The 19,269-nt window shown below is 65.1% G+C and carries 18 protein-coding genes; 7 read left to right on the top strand and 11 right to left on the bottom strand.

Features of this window, described 5'->3' with window-relative positions; genetic code table 11:
- Nucleotides 1–114: 114 nt before the first annotated feature.
- Together ACE3QM_RS04740 and ACE3QM_RS04735 are read left to right on the top strand one after the other, a co-directional pair.
- Nucleotides 115–1,743: a protease pro-enzyme activation domain-containing protein gene (locus tag ACE3QM_RS04740; protein ID WP_374420614.1), complete on the top strand. Its 1,629-nt coding sequence runs from the start codon at nucleotides 115–117 to the stop codon at nucleotides 1,741–1,743.
- A 99-nt stretch (nucleotides 1,744–1,842) separates the two neighbouring features.
- Nucleotides 1,843–2,487 (top strand): HugZ family protein, encoded by a 645-nt coding sequence (locus tag ACE3QM_RS04735; protein ID WP_374420612.1) that lies wholly within the window; start codon nucleotides 1,843–1,845, stop codon nucleotides 2,485–2,487.
- 61 nt (nucleotides 2,488–2,548) lie between these two features.
- Here the strand turns inward: ACE3QM_RS04735 and ribA are convergent, their stop codons facing one another.
- A complete protein-coding gene (ribA, locus tag ACE3QM_RS04730) occupies nucleotides 2,549–3,130 on the bottom strand; it encodes a GTP cyclohydrolase II (protein WP_048411485.1) in 582 nt (193 codons plus the stop codon).
- Nucleotides 3,131–3,226: 96 nt separating this feature from the next.
- Nucleotides 3,227–3,952, bottom strand: coding sequence for a GAF domain-containing protein (locus ACE3QM_RS04725; RefSeq protein ID WP_231461230.1), 726 nt, complete (start codon nucleotides 3,950–3,952; stop codon nucleotides 3,227–3,229).
- A 38-nt stretch (nucleotides 3,953–3,990) separates the two neighbouring features.
- Between ACE3QM_RS04725 and ACE3QM_RS04720 the strand changes: the two genes are divergently transcribed.
- Nucleotides 3,991–5,139 carry a hypothetical protein gene (locus ACE3QM_RS04720; protein WP_374420610.1) on the top strand — a complete coding sequence of 383 codons (1,149 nt, stop codon included), beginning with the start codon at nucleotides 3,991–3,993 and terminating at the stop codon, nucleotides 5,137–5,139.
- A gap of 54 nt (nucleotides 5,140–5,193) precedes the next feature.
- Here ACE3QM_RS04720 and ACE3QM_RS04715 read toward each other — a convergent pair whose 3' ends face one another.
- The 3 genes from ACE3QM_RS04715 to ACE3QM_RS04705 form a co-directional block, all read right to left on the bottom strand.
- On the bottom strand, nucleotides 5,194–7,860 hold the full coding sequence (locus ACE3QM_RS04715; protein ID WP_374420608.1) for a collagenase: 2,667 nt from the start codon (nucleotides 7,858–7,860) through the stop codon (nucleotides 5,194–5,196).
- 223 nt (nucleotides 7,861–8,083) lie between these two features.
- Complete coding sequence (gene hslO / locus ACE3QM_RS04710) at nucleotides 8,084–8,965, bottom strand: Hsp33 family molecular chaperone HslO (RefSeq protein WP_374420606.1); 882 nt, start codon at nucleotides 8,963–8,965, stop codon at nucleotides 8,084–8,086.
- The gene (locus tag ACE3QM_RS04705) at nucleotides 8,962–9,558 is read right to left on the bottom strand and encodes an MFS transporter (protein WP_048411482.1); all 597 of its coding nucleotides are present in this window, start codon (nucleotides 9,556–9,558) and stop codon (nucleotides 8,962–8,964) included. The genes hslO and ACE3QM_RS04705 overlap by 4 nt, the downstream gene beginning before the upstream one ends.
- A gap of 192 nt (nucleotides 9,559–9,750) precedes the next feature.
- Here ACE3QM_RS04705 and ACE3QM_RS04700 point away from each other — a divergent pair, with 192 nt between their 5' ends.
- Nucleotides 9,751–10,209, top strand: coding sequence for a hypothetical protein (locus ACE3QM_RS04700; protein WP_231461225.1), 459 nt, complete (start codon nucleotides 9,751–9,753; stop codon nucleotides 10,207–10,209).
- On the opposite strand, the gene ACE3QM_RS04695 is transcribed toward ACE3QM_RS04700, so the two are convergent.
- Nucleotides 10,178–10,594 carry an OsmC family protein gene (locus ACE3QM_RS04695; protein ID WP_048411480.1) on the bottom strand — a complete coding sequence of 139 codons (417 nt, stop codon included), beginning with the start codon at nucleotides 10,592–10,594 and terminating at the stop codon, nucleotides 10,178–10,180. The genes ACE3QM_RS04700 and ACE3QM_RS04695 overlap by 32 nt on opposite strands.
- Nucleotides 10,595–10,715: 121 nt before the next feature.
- On the opposite strand from ACE3QM_RS04695, the gene tsaD reads away from it, so the two are divergent.
- From tsaD to ACE3QM_RS04680, 3 genes are all read left to right on the top strand, one after another.
- The gene (gene tsaD, locus ACE3QM_RS04690; RefSeq protein ID WP_374420603.1) at nucleotides 10,716–11,741 is read left to right on the top strand and encodes a tRNA (adenosine(37)-N6)-threonylcarbamoyltransferase complex transferase subunit TsaD; all 1,026 of its coding nucleotides are present in this window, start codon (nucleotides 10,716–10,718) and stop codon (nucleotides 11,739–11,741) included.
- A gap of 55 nt (nucleotides 11,742–11,796) precedes the next feature.
- Nucleotides 11,797–13,701, top strand: a complete 1,905-nt coding sequence (locus ACE3QM_RS04685) for an ATP-binding cassette domain-containing protein (RefSeq protein WP_374420601.1) — start codon at nucleotides 11,797–11,799, stop codon at nucleotides 13,699–13,701.
- Nucleotides 13,702–13,993: 292 nt separating this feature from the next.
- Nucleotides 13,994–14,668, top strand: a complete 675-nt coding sequence (locus ACE3QM_RS04680) for a substrate-binding periplasmic protein (RefSeq protein WP_374420599.1) — start codon at nucleotides 13,994–13,996, stop codon at nucleotides 14,666–14,668.
- 49 nt (nucleotides 14,669–14,717) lie between these two features.
- Here ACE3QM_RS04680 and accD read toward each other — a convergent pair whose 3' ends face one another.
- From accD to truA, 5 genes are all read right to left on the bottom strand, one after another.
- Nucleotides 14,718–15,587 carry an acetyl-CoA carboxylase, carboxyltransferase subunit beta gene (gene accD / locus ACE3QM_RS04675; RefSeq protein WP_231461220.1) on the bottom strand — a complete coding sequence of 290 codons (870 nt, stop codon included), beginning with the start codon at nucleotides 15,585–15,587 and terminating at the stop codon, nucleotides 14,718–14,720.
- Nucleotides 15,588–15,661: 74 nt separating this feature from the next.
- On the bottom strand, nucleotides 15,662–16,450 hold the full coding sequence (trpA, locus tag ACE3QM_RS04670) for a tryptophan synthase subunit alpha (protein ID WP_374420597.1): 789 nt from the start codon (nucleotides 16,448–16,450) through the stop codon (nucleotides 15,662–15,664).
- Nucleotides 16,451–16,459: 9 nt separating this feature from the next.
- The gene (gene trpB, locus ACE3QM_RS04665) at nucleotides 16,460–17,662 is read right to left on the bottom strand and encodes a tryptophan synthase subunit beta (protein WP_048411474.1); all 1,203 of its coding nucleotides are present in this window, start codon (nucleotides 17,660–17,662) and stop codon (nucleotides 16,460–16,462) included.
- The gene (locus tag ACE3QM_RS04660; RefSeq protein WP_231461218.1) at nucleotides 17,649–18,278 is read right to left on the bottom strand and encodes a phosphoribosylanthranilate isomerase; all 630 of its coding nucleotides are present in this window, start codon (nucleotides 18,276–18,278) and stop codon (nucleotides 17,649–17,651) included. The genes trpB and ACE3QM_RS04660 overlap by 14 nt, the downstream gene beginning before the upstream one ends.
- Before the next feature lie 2 nt (nucleotides 18,279–18,280).
- Nucleotides 18,281–19,072: a tRNA pseudouridine(38-40) synthase TruA gene (truA, locus tag ACE3QM_RS04655; protein ID WP_048411472.1), complete on the bottom strand. Its 792-nt coding sequence runs from the start codon at nucleotides 19,070–19,072 to the stop codon at nucleotides 18,281–18,283.
- Nucleotides 19,073–19,269: the final 197 nt, after the last annotated feature.

Raw genomic sequence — 19,269 nt, 5'->3', positions numbered from 1 at the left:
CGCACCAAGGGCAACCAACCTGGATCAAAGGCTCGCCATCGAGCGACTACAAGCCTGATCCAAGGGCTCTGCCTAACCGCAGGCCCGCGCGGTACTTCTTCAAAGGAGAAGTGAATGTTTGCCAAGCAATACACGGCCGCACTGGTGTCCGCCGCCTTCTTCAGCATCGCGGCGCAAGCAGCAACCCTCAACTGGCAATCGACCAGCACCCTGGCCCACCCGGTACAAAGCCTGATCCCGCAAGCGCAAGACAGCGGCGAAGTCGCGGCCGGCCAGAGCGTGCACATCGCGGTGGCGCTGAAAGTGCGCAACAAGGCACAGCTGGACGCGCTGACGCAGAGCATTCTGCAAGGCGGCAGCAAGCACTACCTGAGCAAGACCGAGTTCCTGAACCGCTTCTCGCCCACCGAGGCGCAAGCGCAGACCGTGGTCAAGCATTTGCAGGCCAGCGGCTTCCGCAATATCAAGGTGGCGCCCAACCGCCTGCTGATCACCGCCGACGGCAGCGCCGCCACGGTCAAGGCCGGCTTCCAGACCTCGCTGCACCGCTACAACATCAACGGCCGCCAGGCCTTCGCCAATGTCGCCAACGCCCAGGTGCCCAGCCAGTTGGCCGACATCGTGCTGGCGGTGCACGGCCTGCAGAACGTGCATCAATTCCACACCGCGCTGCGCCACCCGACGCCGCAGGCCTTCAAGACCGCCAGCGTCAGCGGCCATTCCCCCACCGATTTCCCGTCCATCTACAACGCGAACAGCCTGCCGCCGGCCAGCAACACCACGGTGGGCATCATCGCCGAGGGCGACCTGACCCAGACGCTGAACGATCTGCAGGACTTCGCCAGCGGCGCCGGCTACGGCACGGTGGCCACCTCGGTGATCAATAGCGGTACGCCCACCAGCGACACCTCCGGCACCGAGGAATGGAACCTGGACAGCCAGGACATTCTCGCCGCCGCCGGCGGCGCGGTGCAGCAGATGAACTTCTACGTCGCGCCGTCGATGACCAATGCCGACATCACCGCCGCCTTCAACTCCGCGGTCAGCGACGGCACCGCCAAGGTGGTCAACGTTTCGCTGGGCGAATGCGAGACCAGCGCGCAGAGCGACGGCATGACCGCCAGCGCCGACCAGATCTTCCAGGCGGCGGTGGCCCAGGGCCAGACCTTCTCGGTGTCCACTGGCGATTCCGGCTCCTACGAGTGCGGCGGCCGCACCGCGCGTCAGAGCTATCCGGCGGTATCGCCATACGTGATCGCGGTGGGCGGCACCACGCTGTCCACCAGCGGCCAGACCGGCTATCTGTCGGAAAGCACCTGGAACGGCGGCGGCGGCGGCCCCAGCTATACCGAAAATGCTCCGGCCTGGCAGACCAGCGCCGGCGTACTGACCATTTCCAAGACCAAGCGCGGCGTGCCCGACGTCTCCTTCGACGCCGACCCCAATAGCGGCGCGCTGGTACTGGTCAACGGCAGCACTTCGCAGATCGGCGGCACCAGCCTGGCGGCGCCGCTGTTCACCGGCTTCTGGGCGCGGATCGAATCGGCCAACGGCAACAACATCAACTCGCCGGCGCCGTCGATCTACAAATACTTCAAGGCCAATCCCTCGCTGTACCATGACGTCACCAGCGGCAGCAACGGCGCCTACAGCGCCGCCAAGGGCTGGGACTACACCACCGGCTGGGGCAGCCTGAACATCGCCAATCTGAACGCCTTCATCGCGCGGACCCCTGGTTTTTAAAGCAGCGCCCTCTCGCCTTGAGCCCCGCTACGCCGGGGCTTTTTTGCGCCTGGCCGCGACGCCGGCTAAGATGAGCCCACTTCGCGCCGGAACCCAAACATGAGAATCCCGCCCTCAGCCGCCATCCATCTGCTGCACCGCTGCGTCCACGCCAGCCTGGCCAGCCACAGCACCCAGCTGGCCGGCTACCCCTACGCCACGCCGATACCCTGCGTGCCCGACGCCCGCCACCGGCCCACGCTCTGCCTCAGCGCGCTGGCCGAACACAGCAAGAACCTGCAGGCCGATCCTCGTTGCAGCGTGGCGCTGCTGGACCCGGCGGCGGCGTCCAGCCAGAGCGGCGCGCGCCTGACGCTGTTGGGCGATATGGAAGCCTTCCAACCCACGCCGCTGGAGCTGGCGCGCCATCTGCGCTACCAGCCTGAGGCCGAGAACTGGCTGCAGCTGGACTTCGCCTTTTACCGGCTGCGGCCGCAACGGCTGCGCTATATCGAGGGCTTCGGCCGCATGGGCTGGCTGGAAGCCGAGCAGTGGCTGGACGGCCCGACGCTGGAGCCGGAGCAAGAGGCGGAGTTGCTGACCCAAAGCTCCGCCGTGCCCGCCGACGTCCGGCTACTCGGCGCCGACTGCCACGGCATCGATTACGAGATCGCCGCCGAGCGCCGACGGCTGGCTTTTCCCGATGCGCTGACGGCGGCCGAGCTGTTCGCCCGCTGGCCGGAACTCTGCGCGGCGCTGGCATGAAAAACGGGAGCCATGGGCTCCCGTTCGTACATCCCCGACTGCGCCGTTCCGGCGCGGCCGCTCACTTGAACAACATATGGCCCAGTTTGCTGGCCTTGGTGTCCAGATAGCGGTCGTTGTGCGGATTGCGCCCCACTTCCAGCGGCACCCGCTCCACCACGTCGATGCCGGCGCTGCGCAGGGTTTCGATCTTGCGCGGATTATTGGTCATCACCCGCACTCGCGACACGCCCAGTTGGTCCAGCATATGACGGGCGATGCGGAAATCGCGCATGTCGGCGGGGAAGCCCAAGCGCTCATTGGCCTCGACGGTATCGGCGCCGCCGTCCTGCAGCTGGTAGGCGCGGATCTTGTTGATCAGCCCGATGCCGCGGCCTTCCTGGCGCAGATACAGCAGCGCGCCGCGGCCTTCGGCGGCGATGGCGGACAAGGCCGCTTCCAGCTGGAAGCCGCAGTCGCAGCGCAAGGAAAACAGCGCATCGCCGGTCAAGCACTCCGAATGCAGGCGCGACAGCACCGGCTCGCCGTCATCTATCGTGCCCAGGGTCAGCGCGACGTGCTCGCGGCCGCCCACTTCCTCAAAACCATGCATGGTGAACTCACCCCACGGGGTGGGCAGCTTGCAACTGGCGACGTATTCCATCCTCGGCTCATCCACGCTGAGCTCGACAGCAGGCAATGACATTGTTTCTCCGCTAAACCTGGTAAGCGCGCCTGAATCCGCGCGCGATAATCTTTATTAACTGTGGTCGGCTTCCGGATTTTCAAGCGCCAGCGGCAAGGCGGCGAAGGGCTCGGCCAGCACGATGGCCAACGCGGCCAGCCACACCAGCCTCTCCGGCGTGAAGAAACCGGCGCTGGACGCCTCGGCGTCCAGAATGCCCAGCACATTATCGTCCTGGCCCAGCACCGGCAGGCACACCTCGCTCATCACCTTGGGGTCGCACTCGTAATAGCCGCCGCCCTCGGCGCGCCAGGCTTTGACGTCCTCGATCAGCACCGCCCAGCCGGTCAGGCCCACCCGGCTATTGTTGCTGTACTCGGCGAAGGCCTCGGTCAGCGGAAACTCGGCGCGGCTGGGCACGCCCTGATAGGCCAGCTTGACCAGCTTGGCCTGCTGGCCCTTGCCTATCTTGCGGTACACGCCCAACCAGTCCGCACCCACCTTGAGGTTCACCGACTCCACCAGCGCCAGCAGATTGCGCAGCGCCGCCGTCGCCTCCGGGCTTTCGCCGCCGAACAGCGGCGCCAGATCATAAGGCTCCTCCGCCAGCTCTTCGAACAGCGAGCAGCTGCCGTCCTCGCTCAATTTGGGCACCCGGTAGCGGTACAGGTCCTGGCGCGCCGCCGGCTTGTCCGCACTCAAGACCGCGGACAGGGTCAGCACCGCGATCTGCAGTTCGGTGCGGTCCAGTTCCAGGCTCTGCTCGCGCAGATAGTCGGACAGTTGGCTTACGGGTATCATGACTGTGCTCCTGAAGGCGGCGCCGCCGCCCGATGCGAATGAATATCAAAGCTCAGCAGGATACCAAAAACCGCCCCGCGCTGGCCAACCCCAGTCCAGAATACGACATCATGCCCGCCATCCATATTCCCTACCCGCCCCTTGTGATCAAGGCCGGCGCGCACGCACGCAAGCTGCTGGCGCGCCAGGGCCTGCCCGCCGCCAGCGTGACCACCCTGCCCGGCGCCGCCGGCGGTCCCAAGGCGATAGGCATCACCGGCCTGGACCAGGCGGTGTTCGAATGGCTGAACCGCAGCCCGCGCCGGCGCGAGCTGGTCGGCGCCTCCATCGGCGGCTGGCGCTTCGCCTGCGCGATGCAGGCCGAACCGCGCCAGGCGCTGGCCCGGCTGGCGGAGCGCTACACCGACGAAACCTATGCGGCCAAGGTCGGCGTGGCCGACATCACCCGCCAGACCCGGCTGATGCTGGACGAGGTGCTGCCGCCGAGCGCGCGCGCCGCGCTGATCAATCATCCGCACTATCAGCTTAGCCTGTTGCTGGTGCGTTCCCACGGCCTGCTCGCCAGCGAGGCGCGCACGGCGCTGCTGGGCGGCCTGGCGCTGAGCGCCGCGCTTAACACCTTGTCGCGCGGCTTGCTGCGCCACGCCTTCAGCCGGGTGATCTGCCACGATCCGCGCAGCGACTTGCGCTTCAAGCCCGAGGACAGCATCCCCACGCTGTGCCAGCCGCTGGGAATGGACAATCTGGATGCCGCGCTGATGGGCACCATCGCCATTCCCGGCGTGCTCAGCGGCGTGCAACTGCCGGGCGCGCCGGCGGCCACTTATCGCGATGGCGGCCTGACCGATTACCATCTGGATTTCCCCTTCGCCCACGGCGACGACATCGTGCTCTACCCTCATTTCACCGAGCGCATCGTGCCCGGCTGGTTCGACAAATTCCTGCCCTGGCGCGGCTCCAGCCCGGCCCACCACGCCAACACCGTGCTGATCGCGCCGTCGCGCGACTATCTGGCGCGGCTGCCCGGCGGCAAGCTGCCAGACCGTCAGGACTTCCACCGCTATCTGGGCCGGGACGCTCAGCGCCAACAGGTTTGGCGCCAGGCCACCGCCGAGAGCCAAAGGCTGGGCGACGCCTTCATGGCGTGGCTGGAGCGGCCGGACCTGGGCCAGGTTCAAGCGCTCTAAAACAAAAAGAGCCGGGAATCTCCCGGCTCTTTTCATTCATGCCTCAGACACGCCTCAACCGGCGCGGGCCCAGCACGCCTCGTCCGACATATTCACCGGCGTCGCCAGCAACTGCACCACCACATCCCGCGTTTGCGCGCCCTTGCGCACGCGCACGGTGATCTGGTCGGCCACGCCCGGCTGGTCCTGGTCGCGGCGGTAGTTGAACGCGCCGTGGTCGGCCATGACGGCGCGGCCCAGCTTGGGACCGCTCACCAGGCTATAGCCGTCCGGCTCGCCCACGCCTTGCAGCTGGCCGCGCAGGCAGCGCACAGGGCTGGAATAGCTGAGCTTGGCCAAGCCCAGCTGGGCGTCGCCGCCGCCCGGCTGCGACGGCTGCGACGCGGCCGGACCCAGCGGGCCTTCGCAGCGCAGCGCGGCGCGCTTGGCCTTGAAGTCGTAGTCGGTGGCCGCGCAGTTGAGCGCCATCATATTGTTGATGCCGCTGCCGCGCAGCAGGTTCTGCAAGGCGGAGTCCAGGGTCTTGTCCAGCTCCTGGCGCGCCATGGTGGCGGTGCCGGAGCGCAAGGGCAACACGCCGTCGCATTCGAAGCGGCGCAGAGCGCTGCGTTCGCCGTCGGCCCAGACGCGGCACGCCACCGGCAGGTAGCGGCGCATCGCGCCTTCTATCGCGCCGATCTCGCCGGCCTGCCACTGCGCTTGCTTCAGCCAATCCACGCCTTGTTCGGTCGAGGTATTGCCCAGTTGGCCGGCGCGCTGCGCCTCCACCTGGCGACCCACATAGTCGTGGAAGCCCTGCACCAGGCCGGCGTCACGGCCCATTTCCACCACCAGTGCGTCGAAGCGCTTGACGTCGTCGGCGCGCAGCGCGGCCAGGATCTCGGCGATGCGGCCCGGCTGTTGCTGGTTCAGGTAGTAGAACCACAAGGCGGAATGACTGTAGAAGTCCCAGCCGTCGCTATAGCTGGAGCGCATGATGCGGGATGGTTCCAGATAGCTTTGCGGCCAGCCGTTGGCCACCACGTCCACCACATGGCCGCGCACCTTGATGCCGTCGCGCGATGTGCTCCAGGCCATGAACTCGGCGAAGCCCTCGTCATACCAGGCCATGCGGCGGTCGTCGCGGTAGAACTCCGAGCTGCCCCACATGCCCGGCTGGATGAAGCGGCCGGACAGATAGTGCACGTACTCGTGGCGCACCAGTTCCTCCAGGCTCAGATAGCTCTCGCGCGGCACTTCGCGCTGGAAGGTGTAGAAGGTGCCGTCCTTCTCGATGTAAATGCCGCCGTTGTCGGTGGACAATTCATTGAGCAGGCCCTGGAAGCGCTGGTAGGCGGTCTTGCTGCCGTAGATCACCATGCGCAGTTTAGCGTTGGTGTCGCCGGCCACCGGCTGACTGATGCCGCTGACCCGGCCCAGTTGCGCCTGCACCTGCTTCATCGCGTAGTACAGCGGCTCCACTTCGGCCAGCGCCAGCGGCGTTTCGAACACCAAATTGCCGTTATCGAAACTCCAGCTATGCGGGAACAGATGCGCTTTCAGCTCCTGCTCCGCCTGGCAGATGCCGTAACGCTCGCACGGCACCTTGCCCAGTTTCTTCAAGGCGTACACCGCTTCCGCCCACGAGGGGCCGAACTTCTCGCCGCCCAGCAGGCCGGCCACCGCGTCTTCCGCCAGTTTGGCGGTGCGCGGGTATTGCATGAAGCGGCCGGTTTCGCGCACGGTGTTCAGATACATCTGTTCATCGGCGAAGGCCGGCTGGCCGGCGCGGGTCAGCCCTGCCAGGCTGGACACCAGCGCATCCAGCTGCCCGGCGCCCGCCTTGGCGGCGAAGCCCTCGGTGTAATGCATATTGAACAGGGTGGTCTGCATCGGATGCAGCGCGATGCGCGCCCAATTGCTCTTCACCGCGGCGTTGTAGCGGCCGAAGAAGCGTTGCAGCAGCGGCAAGGCGTATTCCTGCTTGCGCACCGAATCCGCCAGGATCATGGTTTCCGCCACCGACTGACGCAGATCGGTCGCTAGGTACCAGGCGTCGCGGTCGCCGCTGCCATCGCGCACCGGCTCGCTCCACAGCGCCGGGTTTTCCGCCAGCGCGCTCACCACTTGCATCACCGGCTCATCCACCGGACGGCCGTAATCACCCACTTCCGCGGCGTGGCTGTACTGGGTGAAGTAACCGGCTTTCAGGAACACCGCCAGCGGCCACAAGCCATTGGCGCTCTTGCCGTCCCAGCCTTGCGCGCGAGCGCGGGCCTCGGCCGCCACTTCACGCATATTCGCCGGCGACACCACCCGGTAGCTGAAGGCGTCCGCCTGGAACAGGCGGTTCATGCACGTGCCCTGCACGCTGGCAACATAGCGCGCCAAGGCCGCGCCGGACAACTGGCCCAGCTTGGTCTCGTCGCAGGCGGCGTATTGCGGCGCGGCCGCGGCCTCCTTGGCGCGGCGCACGCCGGTCTGCTGCATCGGCCCTTGCGGCTTGGCGCCGGGACCGGCGGCGTCGGTCGGCGCGCCAGGCGGCAAGCCATGCGGGTAGGACGGCTTTTCCGACAAGGCCGGAGAGTGCGCGGAATGGCTGGCCTGCGGCAGATTGGCCTGCGGCGCCGGCTGGCTAAGCGCGGATTTTTCGGAATCGCTGACGCAGCCGGCCAATAAGGCGGCGGTCATCACGGAAAGACTCAGCGCGCGCGCGCCGCTGAGCGAAGCTGTTTTTATCATGACGCTATCCAATTCATTGTTGATGCGTTATCAATAATATGATGCGCATTTCAAATCATATCGAATAGCCATCGTCATGAGAATTCAGTTTAAAATAAAACAGCCAATTTAAACCATAATTACAACATTGGTATTTTTACCCTGTTTTTTGCCAAGAAAAAGGCGTAAAAAAAGCCGCTTTCGCGGCTCATTGATAGTTTGTTGCCAAACTAATGATATGAAATCAATGCCGGGCCTCGCGCACCGCGGCGACGACATCGTAGTCGAACAAGCGGTTGGCATCGTCCTCGTCATAGACATAGTGCTGGTTACAGTAATCGCAGACGATTTCCACGCTGCCCTGCTCCAGCAGCACCTCGCCCACTTCCTGGCCGCCCAGCATCTTCAGCATGTCGCCAACGCGCTCGCGGCTGCAATTGCAGGCGAAGCTCACCGTTTCCTGATCGAACACCCGCACCGTTTCCTCGTGGAACAAGCGATGCAGGATATCTTCCGCCGGCAAGCCCAACAGCTCATCTTCGCGCAGGGTGGCGCCCAGCATCTGGATGCGCTCCCAGCCTTCCGGATCGCCATGCCCTTCCGGCAGCTTCTGCAATAGCATGCCGGCGGCGGTGTCGTCGCTGGAAGCCAGGAGCAGCCGGGTTTCCAGCTGCTCGGAGCGGCGCATGTAGTTTTCCAGCATCTCGCCGACGCTATCCCCCTCCAGCGCCACGATGCCCTGCCAGGTTTGCGCCTTGTCCACGCGCGGCTCCAGCGTCACCACGAAGCGGGCATTGGCGCCCAGCAGCGCCTGGATGGGCGCGTTTTCCGGCATGGCTTCATCCCACTTGGCGGTGGCGCGGATGGTGCGATCGTTATTGCACTCCACCACCGCCAGCCTCAGCGGCCCGGTGCCATGGATCTGAAGGATCAGCGCGCCGTCGAACTTGAGATTGGCGGCCATCAGTTCGGCCGCCGCCATCATCTCGCCGATGATCTTCTTCAAAGCAGGCGGGTAGCTGCGCCGAGCCAGCACCTGCTGCCAGGCGCCGTCCAGCCTCACCAGGGCGCCGCGCACCGGCGCGCCGTCGAATAAAAACCGTTGCAATCTGTCTTGTGTGCTCATGCTATGTCTTTCTTGTCCTTGTCCGCCGCCAGTTCTACGGTATAGACCGTCATCGGCATGGCAGAACTGACGTCGAACTCGCAGCCGGCGCGCACGCCGATTTCGGCGATTTCGCGCGCGCTCAGCGCTTGATCGTAAACCGCGTACATCGCGCCCATCGCGAACTTGCGACCGGAGCCTATCGCCCAGATGCGGGAGAACTCATAGATCTCGCGCATCGGATAAACCCCGAAAATGCCGTGACGGTTGGCGATCACCACCATCATCTGGCTGGATTCGTACGGGTCTTCCTCGTCCTCCTCGGGACGCAGATAGAAACCGTCCTTCAGCTTGGGATGCAGCTTGCGGAAGGTCTCGAAAATGCCCTGGCGGCTGCTCAGGTCCTTTTTCTTCAATTCCTTCAACGCGCCTTGCAGCACCAGGTCGTGCGCGGCGGAGCCGGAAATGGCCAGATAGCTGTCGCCGTGCTGGAAAATCTTGTTGTGAAAACAGTCGTAGCCGGCCAACAGCTTCTGGTCGTCGCCAAAAGTGGTCTGGCTATCGGCGGCGATCGCAATCTGATCGCCCTTTCTTACCGCCACGATGGTAGTCATCCCCGCGCCTTTTCGTCGTATCGCGGCGCCCGCGTGAGGCCGCGCAAAACCGTCTATTGTATCGGCTTACGCCGGGCAACCCAAGCCCAGCGCCGCAAGCTGGGCCAGTCGGCTAGATGGGGGCCGGCGGACGGTTTTCAATGATGGCCATGCAAGCCGGGACGGATGACAAGGTGAACACATGACGATATAATGATATTGATTCTCATTTACAAAGAAACCATGCAATTCCACGCTCAGGACTTTCCCATCGTCTGGCTGGATCGCCACCGCCCGGATGGACAGCAGCCCACCGATATCTTCGCCACCCTGGACCAGTTGCTGAGCCAGCAACGGCCCTTCGTGTTCATCGCCCGCGAGCCGGCGCCGACCGAGCTCGACCTGCACGCGCGCATCGTCCGCAAGATGGCGGCGCTATGGGTCAAGGACAACCGCCTGCAGATCCGCCAGCTGATTCGCGCCACCATCGTGATCGCGCCGCGACCGGAGCAACAGCGCGACCTGGACGAGTTCGCGCCGCGCTTCGAAAAGTTTTGGGGCTATCCGCTGCGCCACCAGCCGGACCACGATGCCGCGCTGTGCCTGGCGGCGGAATTGCTGGCCGGGCCGCCCGCCGCCCTCAGGCGTCGCGCAGTTCGAAATCGTGGCTGATGTCGGCGGTCTTGCCCAGCATGATGGACGCTGAGCAGTATTTCTCCGCCGACAGCTTGATCGCCCGCTCCACCGCGTCGGCCTTCAGTTCGCGCCCGCTCACCACAAAGTGGAAATGGATGCGGGTGAATACCTTGGGCTCTTCCTCGGCGCGCTCGGCCTCGATCTCCACCCAGCAATCGCTGACCTGCTGCCGAGACTTCTTCAGAATGGTGATCACGTCGTAACTGGTGCAGCCGGCGGTGCCCAGCAATAGCAATTCCATCGGCCGCGGCCCCAGATTGCGGCCGCCGCCCTCTGGAGCGCCGTCCATCACCACCGCGTGGCCGCTGCCGCTCTCGCCCAGGAAACACACGCCGTCCACCCATTTCAGCCTGGCTTTCATCGCCCCCACCTTTCACCGTCACGCTATCGAAAACGGCTAGCCTAACATCCGGATTTGGGCGAACAAAGATTCACCGGTAAAATAGAAAGATTGTCCCGCTATATCCGAGCTGCGCCCAAACATGCTGGTACTAGGTATTGAATCTTCCTGCGACGAAACCGGAGTCGCGCTGTATGACACCGACGGCGGCCTGCTGGCCCACCAATTGCACACTCAAATGGCCATGCACGCCGAATACGGCGGCGTGGTGCCGGAGTTGGCCAGCCGCGACCACATCCGCCGCGCCATCCCGCTGACCGAGGCCTGCCTGGCCGAGGCCGGCAAGACCCTGGCCGACCTCGACGCCATCGCCTACACCCAGGGCCCCGGCCTGGGCGGCGCCCTGCTGGTGGGCGCCAGCGTCGCCAATGCGCTGGCCTTCGGCCTGAACATCCCGGTGCTGGGCGTCCACCACCTGGAAGGCCATCTGCTGTCGCCGCTGCTGGCCGAGCCCAAGCCCGAATTCCCCTTCCTGGCCCTGCTGGTTTCCGGCGGCCACACGCAGTTGATGGCGGTGCGCGGCGTCGGCGACTACCAGATCCTGGGCGAAACCCTGGACGACGCCGCCGGCGAAGCCTTCGACAAGACCGCCAAGCTGCTGGGCCTGCCCTATCCCGGCGGCCCGCTGCTGTCGCGACAGGCCGAGGAAGGCGATCCGACCCGCTTCACCCTGCCGCGGCCGATGCTGAATTCCGGCGATCTGGACATGAGCTTCTCCGGCCTGAAAACCGCGGTGCTGACGCTGAGCAAGCAAGTGGCGGACGCCGACGGCCATATCGACGAGCAAACGCGCAAGGACATCTGCCGCGCCTTCCAGGAAGCCATCGTCGAAGTGCTGACCAAGAAATCGCTGGCCGCGCTCAAGCAGTGCGGCATGAAGCGGCTGGTGGTGGCCGGCGGCGTCGGCGCCAACAAGCAGCTGCGCGCCGCGCTGGACGAGGCCGCGCGCCGCCGCCGCTTCGAAGTCTTCTATCCGCCGCTGGCGCTGTGCACCGACAACGGCGCGATGATCGCCTTCGCCGGCGCGATGCGGCTGCAACACGCTCAAGCCCCCGGCAGCTACTCGATCAAGCCGCGCTGGGACCTCGGCTCGCTGCCGCCGGCCTGACCCACACCCATGCGCCGCGCCGGCCACACGCGCCGGCGCGGCCGTTCGGACTCCTATGATTCAACTCAAGAACCTCAATCTGCGCCGCGGCCTGAAAGAATTGCTGCTCAGCGCCAACCTCACCCTCAACCCCGGCTACAAGACCGGCCTCACCGGCGCCAACGGTGCCGGCAAGTCCAGCCTGTTCGCGCTATTGATGGGCGAACTGCACGCCGACGGCGGCGATGTGCTGCTGCCGCCGCACTGGACCATCGCCCACGTGGCGCAGGAAACCCCGGCGCTGCAGCGCTCGGCGCTGGACTACGTGCTGGACGGCGACCATGAGCTGCGCCAGCTGGAACAGGCGCTGCAACAGGCCGAAGACCGCCACGACGGCAACGCCATCGGCCATCTGCACGGCGAACTGGCGCGCATCGACGCCTACGCCGCGCCGGCGCGCGCCGGCAAATTGCTGACCGGCCTCGGCTTCGACGTGGACGCCCAACTGCGGCCGGTGGCCAGCTTCTCCGGCGGCTGGCGCATGCGTCTGAATCTGGCGCAGGCGCTGATGTGCCGCTCCGACCTGCTGCTGCTGGACGAGCCCACCAACCACCTGGACCTGGAAACCGTGCTGTGGCTGGAAGACTGGCTGCAAGGCTATCCCGGCACCCTGCTGATGATTTCCCACGACCGCGACTTCCTGGACAGCGTCTGCGACCACATCATCGAAGTCGCCAACCAGGAGCTGACGCTGTACACCGGCAATTACAGCCAGTACGAAGTGATGCGCGCGGAGAAACTGGCGCGCCAGCAAGGCGAGTACGAGAAGCAGCAACGCCAGATCGCCCACCTGGAATCCTTCGTCAACCGCTTCAAGGCCAAGGCGTCCAAGGCGCGCCAGGCGCAGAGCCGGGTCAAGGCGCTGGAAAAGCTGGAGCGCATCGCGCCGGCCCATGTGGCCTCGCCGTTCGACTTCCATTTCGACAGCCCGGACAATCTGCCCAATCCGCTGCTGAAACTGGAACAGGCCGATGCCGGCTATGGCGCCGCCACCATACTCGGCGGCCTCAATCTATCGGTGGAATCCGGCGCCCGCATCGGCCTGCTCGGCGTCAACGGCGCCGGCAAATCCACCTTGGTCAAGCTGCTGTCCGGCGATCTCGCGCCCTTGCGCGGCGAGGTCATCGCCGCGCAGACGCTGAAGATAGGCTATTTCGCCCAGCACACGCTGGAAACCCTGCGCGAGGACGACAGCCCGCTGCAGCACATGCAGCGGCTGGCGCCCAATGCGCGCGAACTGGAACTGCGCAGCTTCCTCGGTGGCTTCAATTTCCGCGGCGACGCCGCCTCCGACCCGGTGGGCCCGATGTCCGGCGGCGAAAAGGCGCGGTTGGCGCTGGCGATGATAGTCTGGCAAAAGCCCAATCTGCTGCTGCTGGACGAACCCACCAACCACCTGGACCTGGAAATGCGCCACGCGCTGACCATGGCCTTGCAGGACTTCAGCGGCGCGCTGATCGTGGTGTCCCATGACCGCAGCCTGCTGGAAGCCACCACCGACACCTTCTGGCTGATCAGCCACGGCAAGGTGCAGCCCTTCGACGGCGACCTGGAAGACTACCGCCAGTGGCGGCTGGCGCAGCTGGCCGACGCCGGCAAGCCCTCCGCCGGCGACGCCCAGGGCCTGAATCGCAAGGAGCAGAAACGCCAGGAGGCGGAAGCGCGGCAGCGGCTGTCCCAGCTGCGCAAACCGTTGCAGACGCGCCTGAACAAGCTGGAGAAGGAGCTGGACCAGCTCAGCGCGGAGAAGGCCGAGCTGGACGGCTTCATGGCCTCCGCCGACGCCTACGAGGACGCCAACCGGCAACGGCTGACCGACGCGGTGCGCCGTCAGGGCGAGGTGAGCTCGCGCCTGGCCGAAGTAGAGGAAGCCTGGCTGGAAGCCCAGGCCGAGATGGAGGCGCTGGAACAGGAGGAGTAAGGCCGCGGCACGGGCTTGTCCACAGCAATCACCGGATAACTATGTGGATAACCCCGCCCGTAAGGCAAAAAAACTTTTGCAATTAGCCACTTGCCTCTTACGCTTATAAAAAAGGCAAATTCAGGGAACTTTCCCACTCCGCCGATGAGCAAATCTGGTGACAGAGTGTGGATAAAGCCTTCAAACCGCTGATTGCAAAACATAAATGATCTCCGCCTATTTTTTAAGCGCCACCCAGCGGCCTTCGAGCCGACGCAGGACCAGGCGCCTCCTGCCGACGCCGCGCCTGGCCTTGGCCGGCCTGCTATTGGCCGGCGCCGTCTTCGCCGACGCGCCGATACGGCTGAACACCCATCAGCAAGCGCCGCTGTCCTTCCGCAAGGACAACGGCGCCGCCGACGGCCTGGCGGTGCAAGTGGTGCAATGCGCGCTCAAACAACTGCAACGCTCCTACACCATCGCCTTCCTGCCCTGGCCGCGCGCGCAATGGCAGGTGCAACACCAACAGGCCGACGCCTTCTTCACCGCCACCCCGTCGGCGGAGCGCGACGGCTACGCGGTCTTGTCCGCCTCCATCCTGCCCTATGAGCGGCGCTGGTATCTGCTGAAGGACTACCCGTTGTCGCCCAGCAGCGGCGATTTCAAGCTGCAGGCGCGCACCGCCGCCTTCAATGGCTCCAATATGGACGACTGGCTGCGCGAACATGGCTACCAGCTCACCTCCACCCCGCCCAATAGCGAACAGTTGGTCAGGATGCTGCTGAACCACCGCGTCGACGCCATTCTGGGCAACGCCTACGTGGTTGACGCGCTGATCGCCAAGATGGGCGTGCAGGAGCAACTGCGCAGCGAACTGGCGCAAAGCCTGCCCTTCGGCGTCTACTTCGGCAAGGCCTTCCTCGCGCGCGAATCGCCGCAATTCCTGACACAGTTCAACCACGCGGTGCAAACCTGCCGCGCCAAATAAAAAAGCCGCCATCACTGGCGGCTTTTCGATGCGGCTAGGCTGCGGCGGGTCAAACCGGCGCCGGCTCCTTCATCAGCAAGGCGCTCAACTCCGCCAGCTTACGCTTCAGCTCGCGCCGGTCCACCACCATGTCCACCGCGCCCTTGCTCAGCAAGAACTCGGCGCGCTGGAAGCCTTCCGGCAGCGTTTCACGCACGGTCTGCTCGATCACGCGCGCGCCGGCGAAACCGATGCGCGCGCGCGGCTCGGCCAGCACCACATCGCCCAGGAAGGCGAAGGATGCGGACACGCCACCCATGGTCGGATCGGTCAGGATCGAAATGAAGGGCAGCTTGGCATCGCTCAGCAACTGCAGCGCGGCGCTGGTCTTGGCCATCTGCATCAACGAGTTCAGGCCTTCCTGCATCCGCGCGCCGCCCGAGGCCGCCACGCAGACGAAGGGCGCCTTGGCCTCCACCGCGGCGCGCACGCCGCGCACGAAGCGCTCGCCCACCACCGAGCCCATGGAGCCGCCGATGAATTTGAATTCAAACGCGGCCACCACCACCGGCATCGATTCCATGCTGCCCTGCATCACCACCAGCGCGTCGTCCTCGCCGGTATCGGTCTTGGCGGCGGTCAAGCGGTCCGGGTACTTCTTGCTATCCTTGAACTTCAGGATATCCACCGGCTTGACCTCTTCGCCCAGCTCGCGGCGGCCTTCTTCATCCAGCAGCAGGTTCAGACGTTCGCGCGCGGTCAGCGGATGGTGGTGATTACACTTGGGACACACCTGCAGATTGCTCTCCAGGTCGGTGTAATACAACACGGCTTCGCATTCCGGGCACTTGCTCCAAAGCCCCTCCGGTACCGCGGAAGGTTTATCGGCGCGGTTGTCGCGCTTGATCTTCGGCGGCAGGAGCTTATTCAACCAGCTCATGCTGACTCCTTGATTCATGGCCCGCCGCGTAAACGGCGGACACAGTAAAACGGGGGCTGAGCCCCCGCTTCGTTCTATCGGATGGCGGCCTTCAGTTCGGCCACCAGACGGGTTAACCGCTCTTTGGCGGTTTCGGGTGTCGCCGCCTCAATTTCCTGCACCAAGCGGCTGCCTACCACCACCGCGTCAGCGGCAGCAGAGATCGCCTTGGCGGTCGCGCCGTCGCGAATGCCAAAGCCGACGCCGATCGGCACGGTCAAATATTCTCTAAGGGCAGCAATTTTACGCGCTACGTCGTCAATGTCCAGATGCCCGGCGCCAGTCACCCCCTTCAAAGACACATAATAGACGTAACCACGCGCCAATTTGGCGATTTCCGCCACACGTTGCGGCGGCGTGGTCGGCGCGATCAGGAAGACCGGGTCCAGGCCGTTGGCGCTCAAGGCGGCGGACAAATCCGCCGATTCCTCCGGCGGGCTGTCCACGGTCAGCACCCCGTCGACGCCGGCGGCCTTGGCCGCGGCGGCGAAGTCCTGGTAGCCCATGGCGAACACCGGGTTCAGATAGCCCATCAGCACCACCGGGGTGTGATCATTGTCGCGGCGGAACTCCGCCACCAGCTGCAGCACCTGGCGCAGGCCCACTTTGTGGACCAGAGCGCGCTCGGAGGCGCGCTGGATCACCGGACCGTCGGCCATCGGGTCGGAAAACGGCACCCCCAGCTCGATGATGTCGGCGCCGCCCTCCACCAGGCCGTGCATCAGCGACACGGTCAGCTGCGGCGACGGGTCGCCGGCGGTGATGAAGGGAATCAGCGCCTTGCCGCCGGCCAGCGCTTCAAAACATTTGGCGATGCGTGACATAGCGCCTCCTTACAAGGTGATGCCGGCCAAGCCGGCCACGGTGTTGATGTCCTTGTCGCCGCGGCCTGACAGATTGACCAGAATCACCTGATCCTTGCCCATCTTCGGCGCTTCCTTGGCGGCCCAGGCCAGCGCATGGCTGGATTCCAGCGCCGGGATGATGCCTTCGAAGTGACAGCAGTCGTGGAAGGCGCGCAAAGCCTCGTCGTCGTTGATCGCCACGTAGTCTGCGCGGCCAATGTCCTTCAGATGACTGTGCTCCGGCCCCACGCCCGGATAGTCCAGGCCGGCGGACACCGAATGGGTTTCCACCACCTGGCCATTCTCGTCCTGCATCAGATAGCTCTTGGCGCCGTGCAGCACGCCCAGGGGCGCGCCACCGGAAATCGGCGCCGCGTGCTTGCCGGAAGCCAGACCCAGGCCGCCGGCCTCGACGCCGACCATGCGCACGCCGTCAACGCCGATATAGGGATAGAACATGCCGATGGCGTTGGAGCCGCCGCCAACACAAGCCACCACCACGTCCGGCTGACGACCGATCACTTCCGGCATCTGCACCTTGGCCTCCTCGCCGATCACCGACACGAAGTCGCGCACCAGCATCGGGTACGGATGCGGGCCGGCCGCGGTGCCCAGGATGTAGAAGGTGCTGTCGATATTGGTCACCCAGTCTCGCATCGCCTCGTTCAAGGCGTCCTTCAGCGTCTTGGAACCGGACTCCACCGGCACCACGGTGGCGCCCAGCAGCTTCATGCGGAACACATTGGGCGATTGACGCTTGATGTCCTCGGCGCCCATGTACACCACGCACTCCATGCCGTAGCGCGCCGCCACGGTGGCGGAAGCCACGCCGTGCTGGCCGGCGCCGGTTTCGGCGATCACCCGCTTCTTGCCCATGCGCCGCGCCAGCAGCGCCTGGCCGATGGCGTTGTTGATCTTGTGCGCGCCGGTGTGGTTCAAGTCCTCGCGCTTCAGATAGATCTGCGCGCCGCCCAGTTGCTCGGACCAGCGCTTGGCGTGATAGACCGGGCTGGGCCGACCGACATAATGCTTGAGCTCGTGACGGAATTCTTCCCAGAACGACGGGTCGGCCTTGACGCGAGCGTATTCGTTTTTCAGCTCGTCCAGCGCCGCCATCAAGGTTTCGGCGACATAGACGCCGCCATGCGGGCCAAAATGGCCCTGGGCGTCCGGCAGGTCATAACGATCCATGTCTAACTCCTGATATGAACGCCGCCATTCTGGCGGCATCTTTAATTCCCTTGGACGCCTCCACTCCACTGGAGACGTCGACCGCGGCCGGGCGCACCTGCGCCACCGCCGCCGCCACATTGTGTTCGTCCAGGCCGCCGGACAGGATCAGCGGCAGAGGCAAGGCCTCCGGCAGCAGCTTCCAGTCGAAGGTGGCGCCGGTGCCGCCATGCGCGCCCTCGACGAAGGCGTCGCTCAATAGCGCGCGCGCGTCCGGGTACTCCGCGGCGATCTCGGCCAGATCCACGCCCGGCTTCACCCGTATCGCCTTCAGATAAGGACGCTGGAAAGAGCGGCAGAAAGCGGCGTCTTCCTCGCCGTGGAACTGCAAGATGTCGATCGCGCAGGCGGCCAACACTTCGCGCACGTATTCCGGCTCCGGGTTGACGAACAAGGCCACCACGCTGACGAAGGGCGGCAGCGCCGCGATCACCGCGCGCGCCTGCTCGACGTCGACATGGCGCGGGCTCTTGGCGTAGAACACCAGACCGATGGCGTCGGCGCCCAGCCGCGCCGCCTCGGCGCCATCCTCGGGCCGGGTAATGCCGCAAATCTTGATTCGGGTCGTGCCGCCCACTCTCATCTCCACAAGGCCAGTCGCGCGGCGTCCGCCTGCGACGGCAAATCGTATATTTCCGGATAGCCCACGCCGGTCAGGTACAGACCATCCGGCATGAAGGTGGGCGGCGCGAAGGTGCGGTCGCGCGCGGCCAGCAAGCCCGCCATCTCCTCGGGGCGCAAAGCGCCCTTGCCGACATAAACCAGCGCGCCGACGATATTGCGCACCATGTGATGCAGGAAGGCGTCCGCCAGCAAATCGAAGCGGATCAGGCCGTCTTGCTCGCTGATGTCCAAGCGCTGCAAATCCTTGAGCGGCGACTTGGCCTGGCATTCGGACGCGCGAAAGCTGGAAAAATCATGCCGTCCCAACAGATGAGCCGCCGCCTCCCGCATCGCCGCCACATCCAGCGGCTGGTGGAACCAGCCCATCTTGCCGGCCAGCAAGCAGGGCCGCACCGGGCTGGTCAGCAGGAAATAGCTGTAGCTGCGGGAAAACGCCGAAAACCGCGCGTGAAAATCGTCCGACACCTCGCGCGCCCATACCACCGCCACCTCGGCCGGCAGCACCGCGTTGACGCCACGCACCCAGGCGTTCAGCGGCCGCTGCGCCGGGCTGTCGAAATGCACCACCTGCATCGCCGCGTGCACGCCGGCATCTGTCCTGCCGGCGGCCAGGGTGCCGACCTCCTCGACACCGGCGATCTGCGCGATCGCCTGGTTCAACCTGTCCTGCACCGTATTGCCATGCGGCTGAGTCTGCCAGCCGGCGAACGCCCGACCGTCATACTCGATGCCGAGCGCTATCCTCATGCCCACACCTTAATCAAAACACCACGCCGCTCCGCGCCGACAAGCGCCGGTCGACGCGACCAAGTTCAGTAAAGCACTCACTCTACCTTATCCTGCCCGGTTTGCGCCACGCCCCAATCACGGCTTTTGCTGCGAATTCTCAAGAAAAACCGCCAACCCCTGCCAACATGAGCGCCCAACTCGCGAACTTTCGCAAA

This window comes from Chromobacterium sp., from assembly GCF_041912965.1.
Taxonomy (GTDB): Bacteria; Pseudomonadota; Gammaproteobacteria; order Burkholderiales; family Chromobacteriaceae; genus Chromobacterium; species Chromobacterium aquaticum.
The sequence above is the reverse complement of the archived record's forward strand: the minus strand, read 5'-3'. Positions and strand labels throughout refer to the sequence as shown.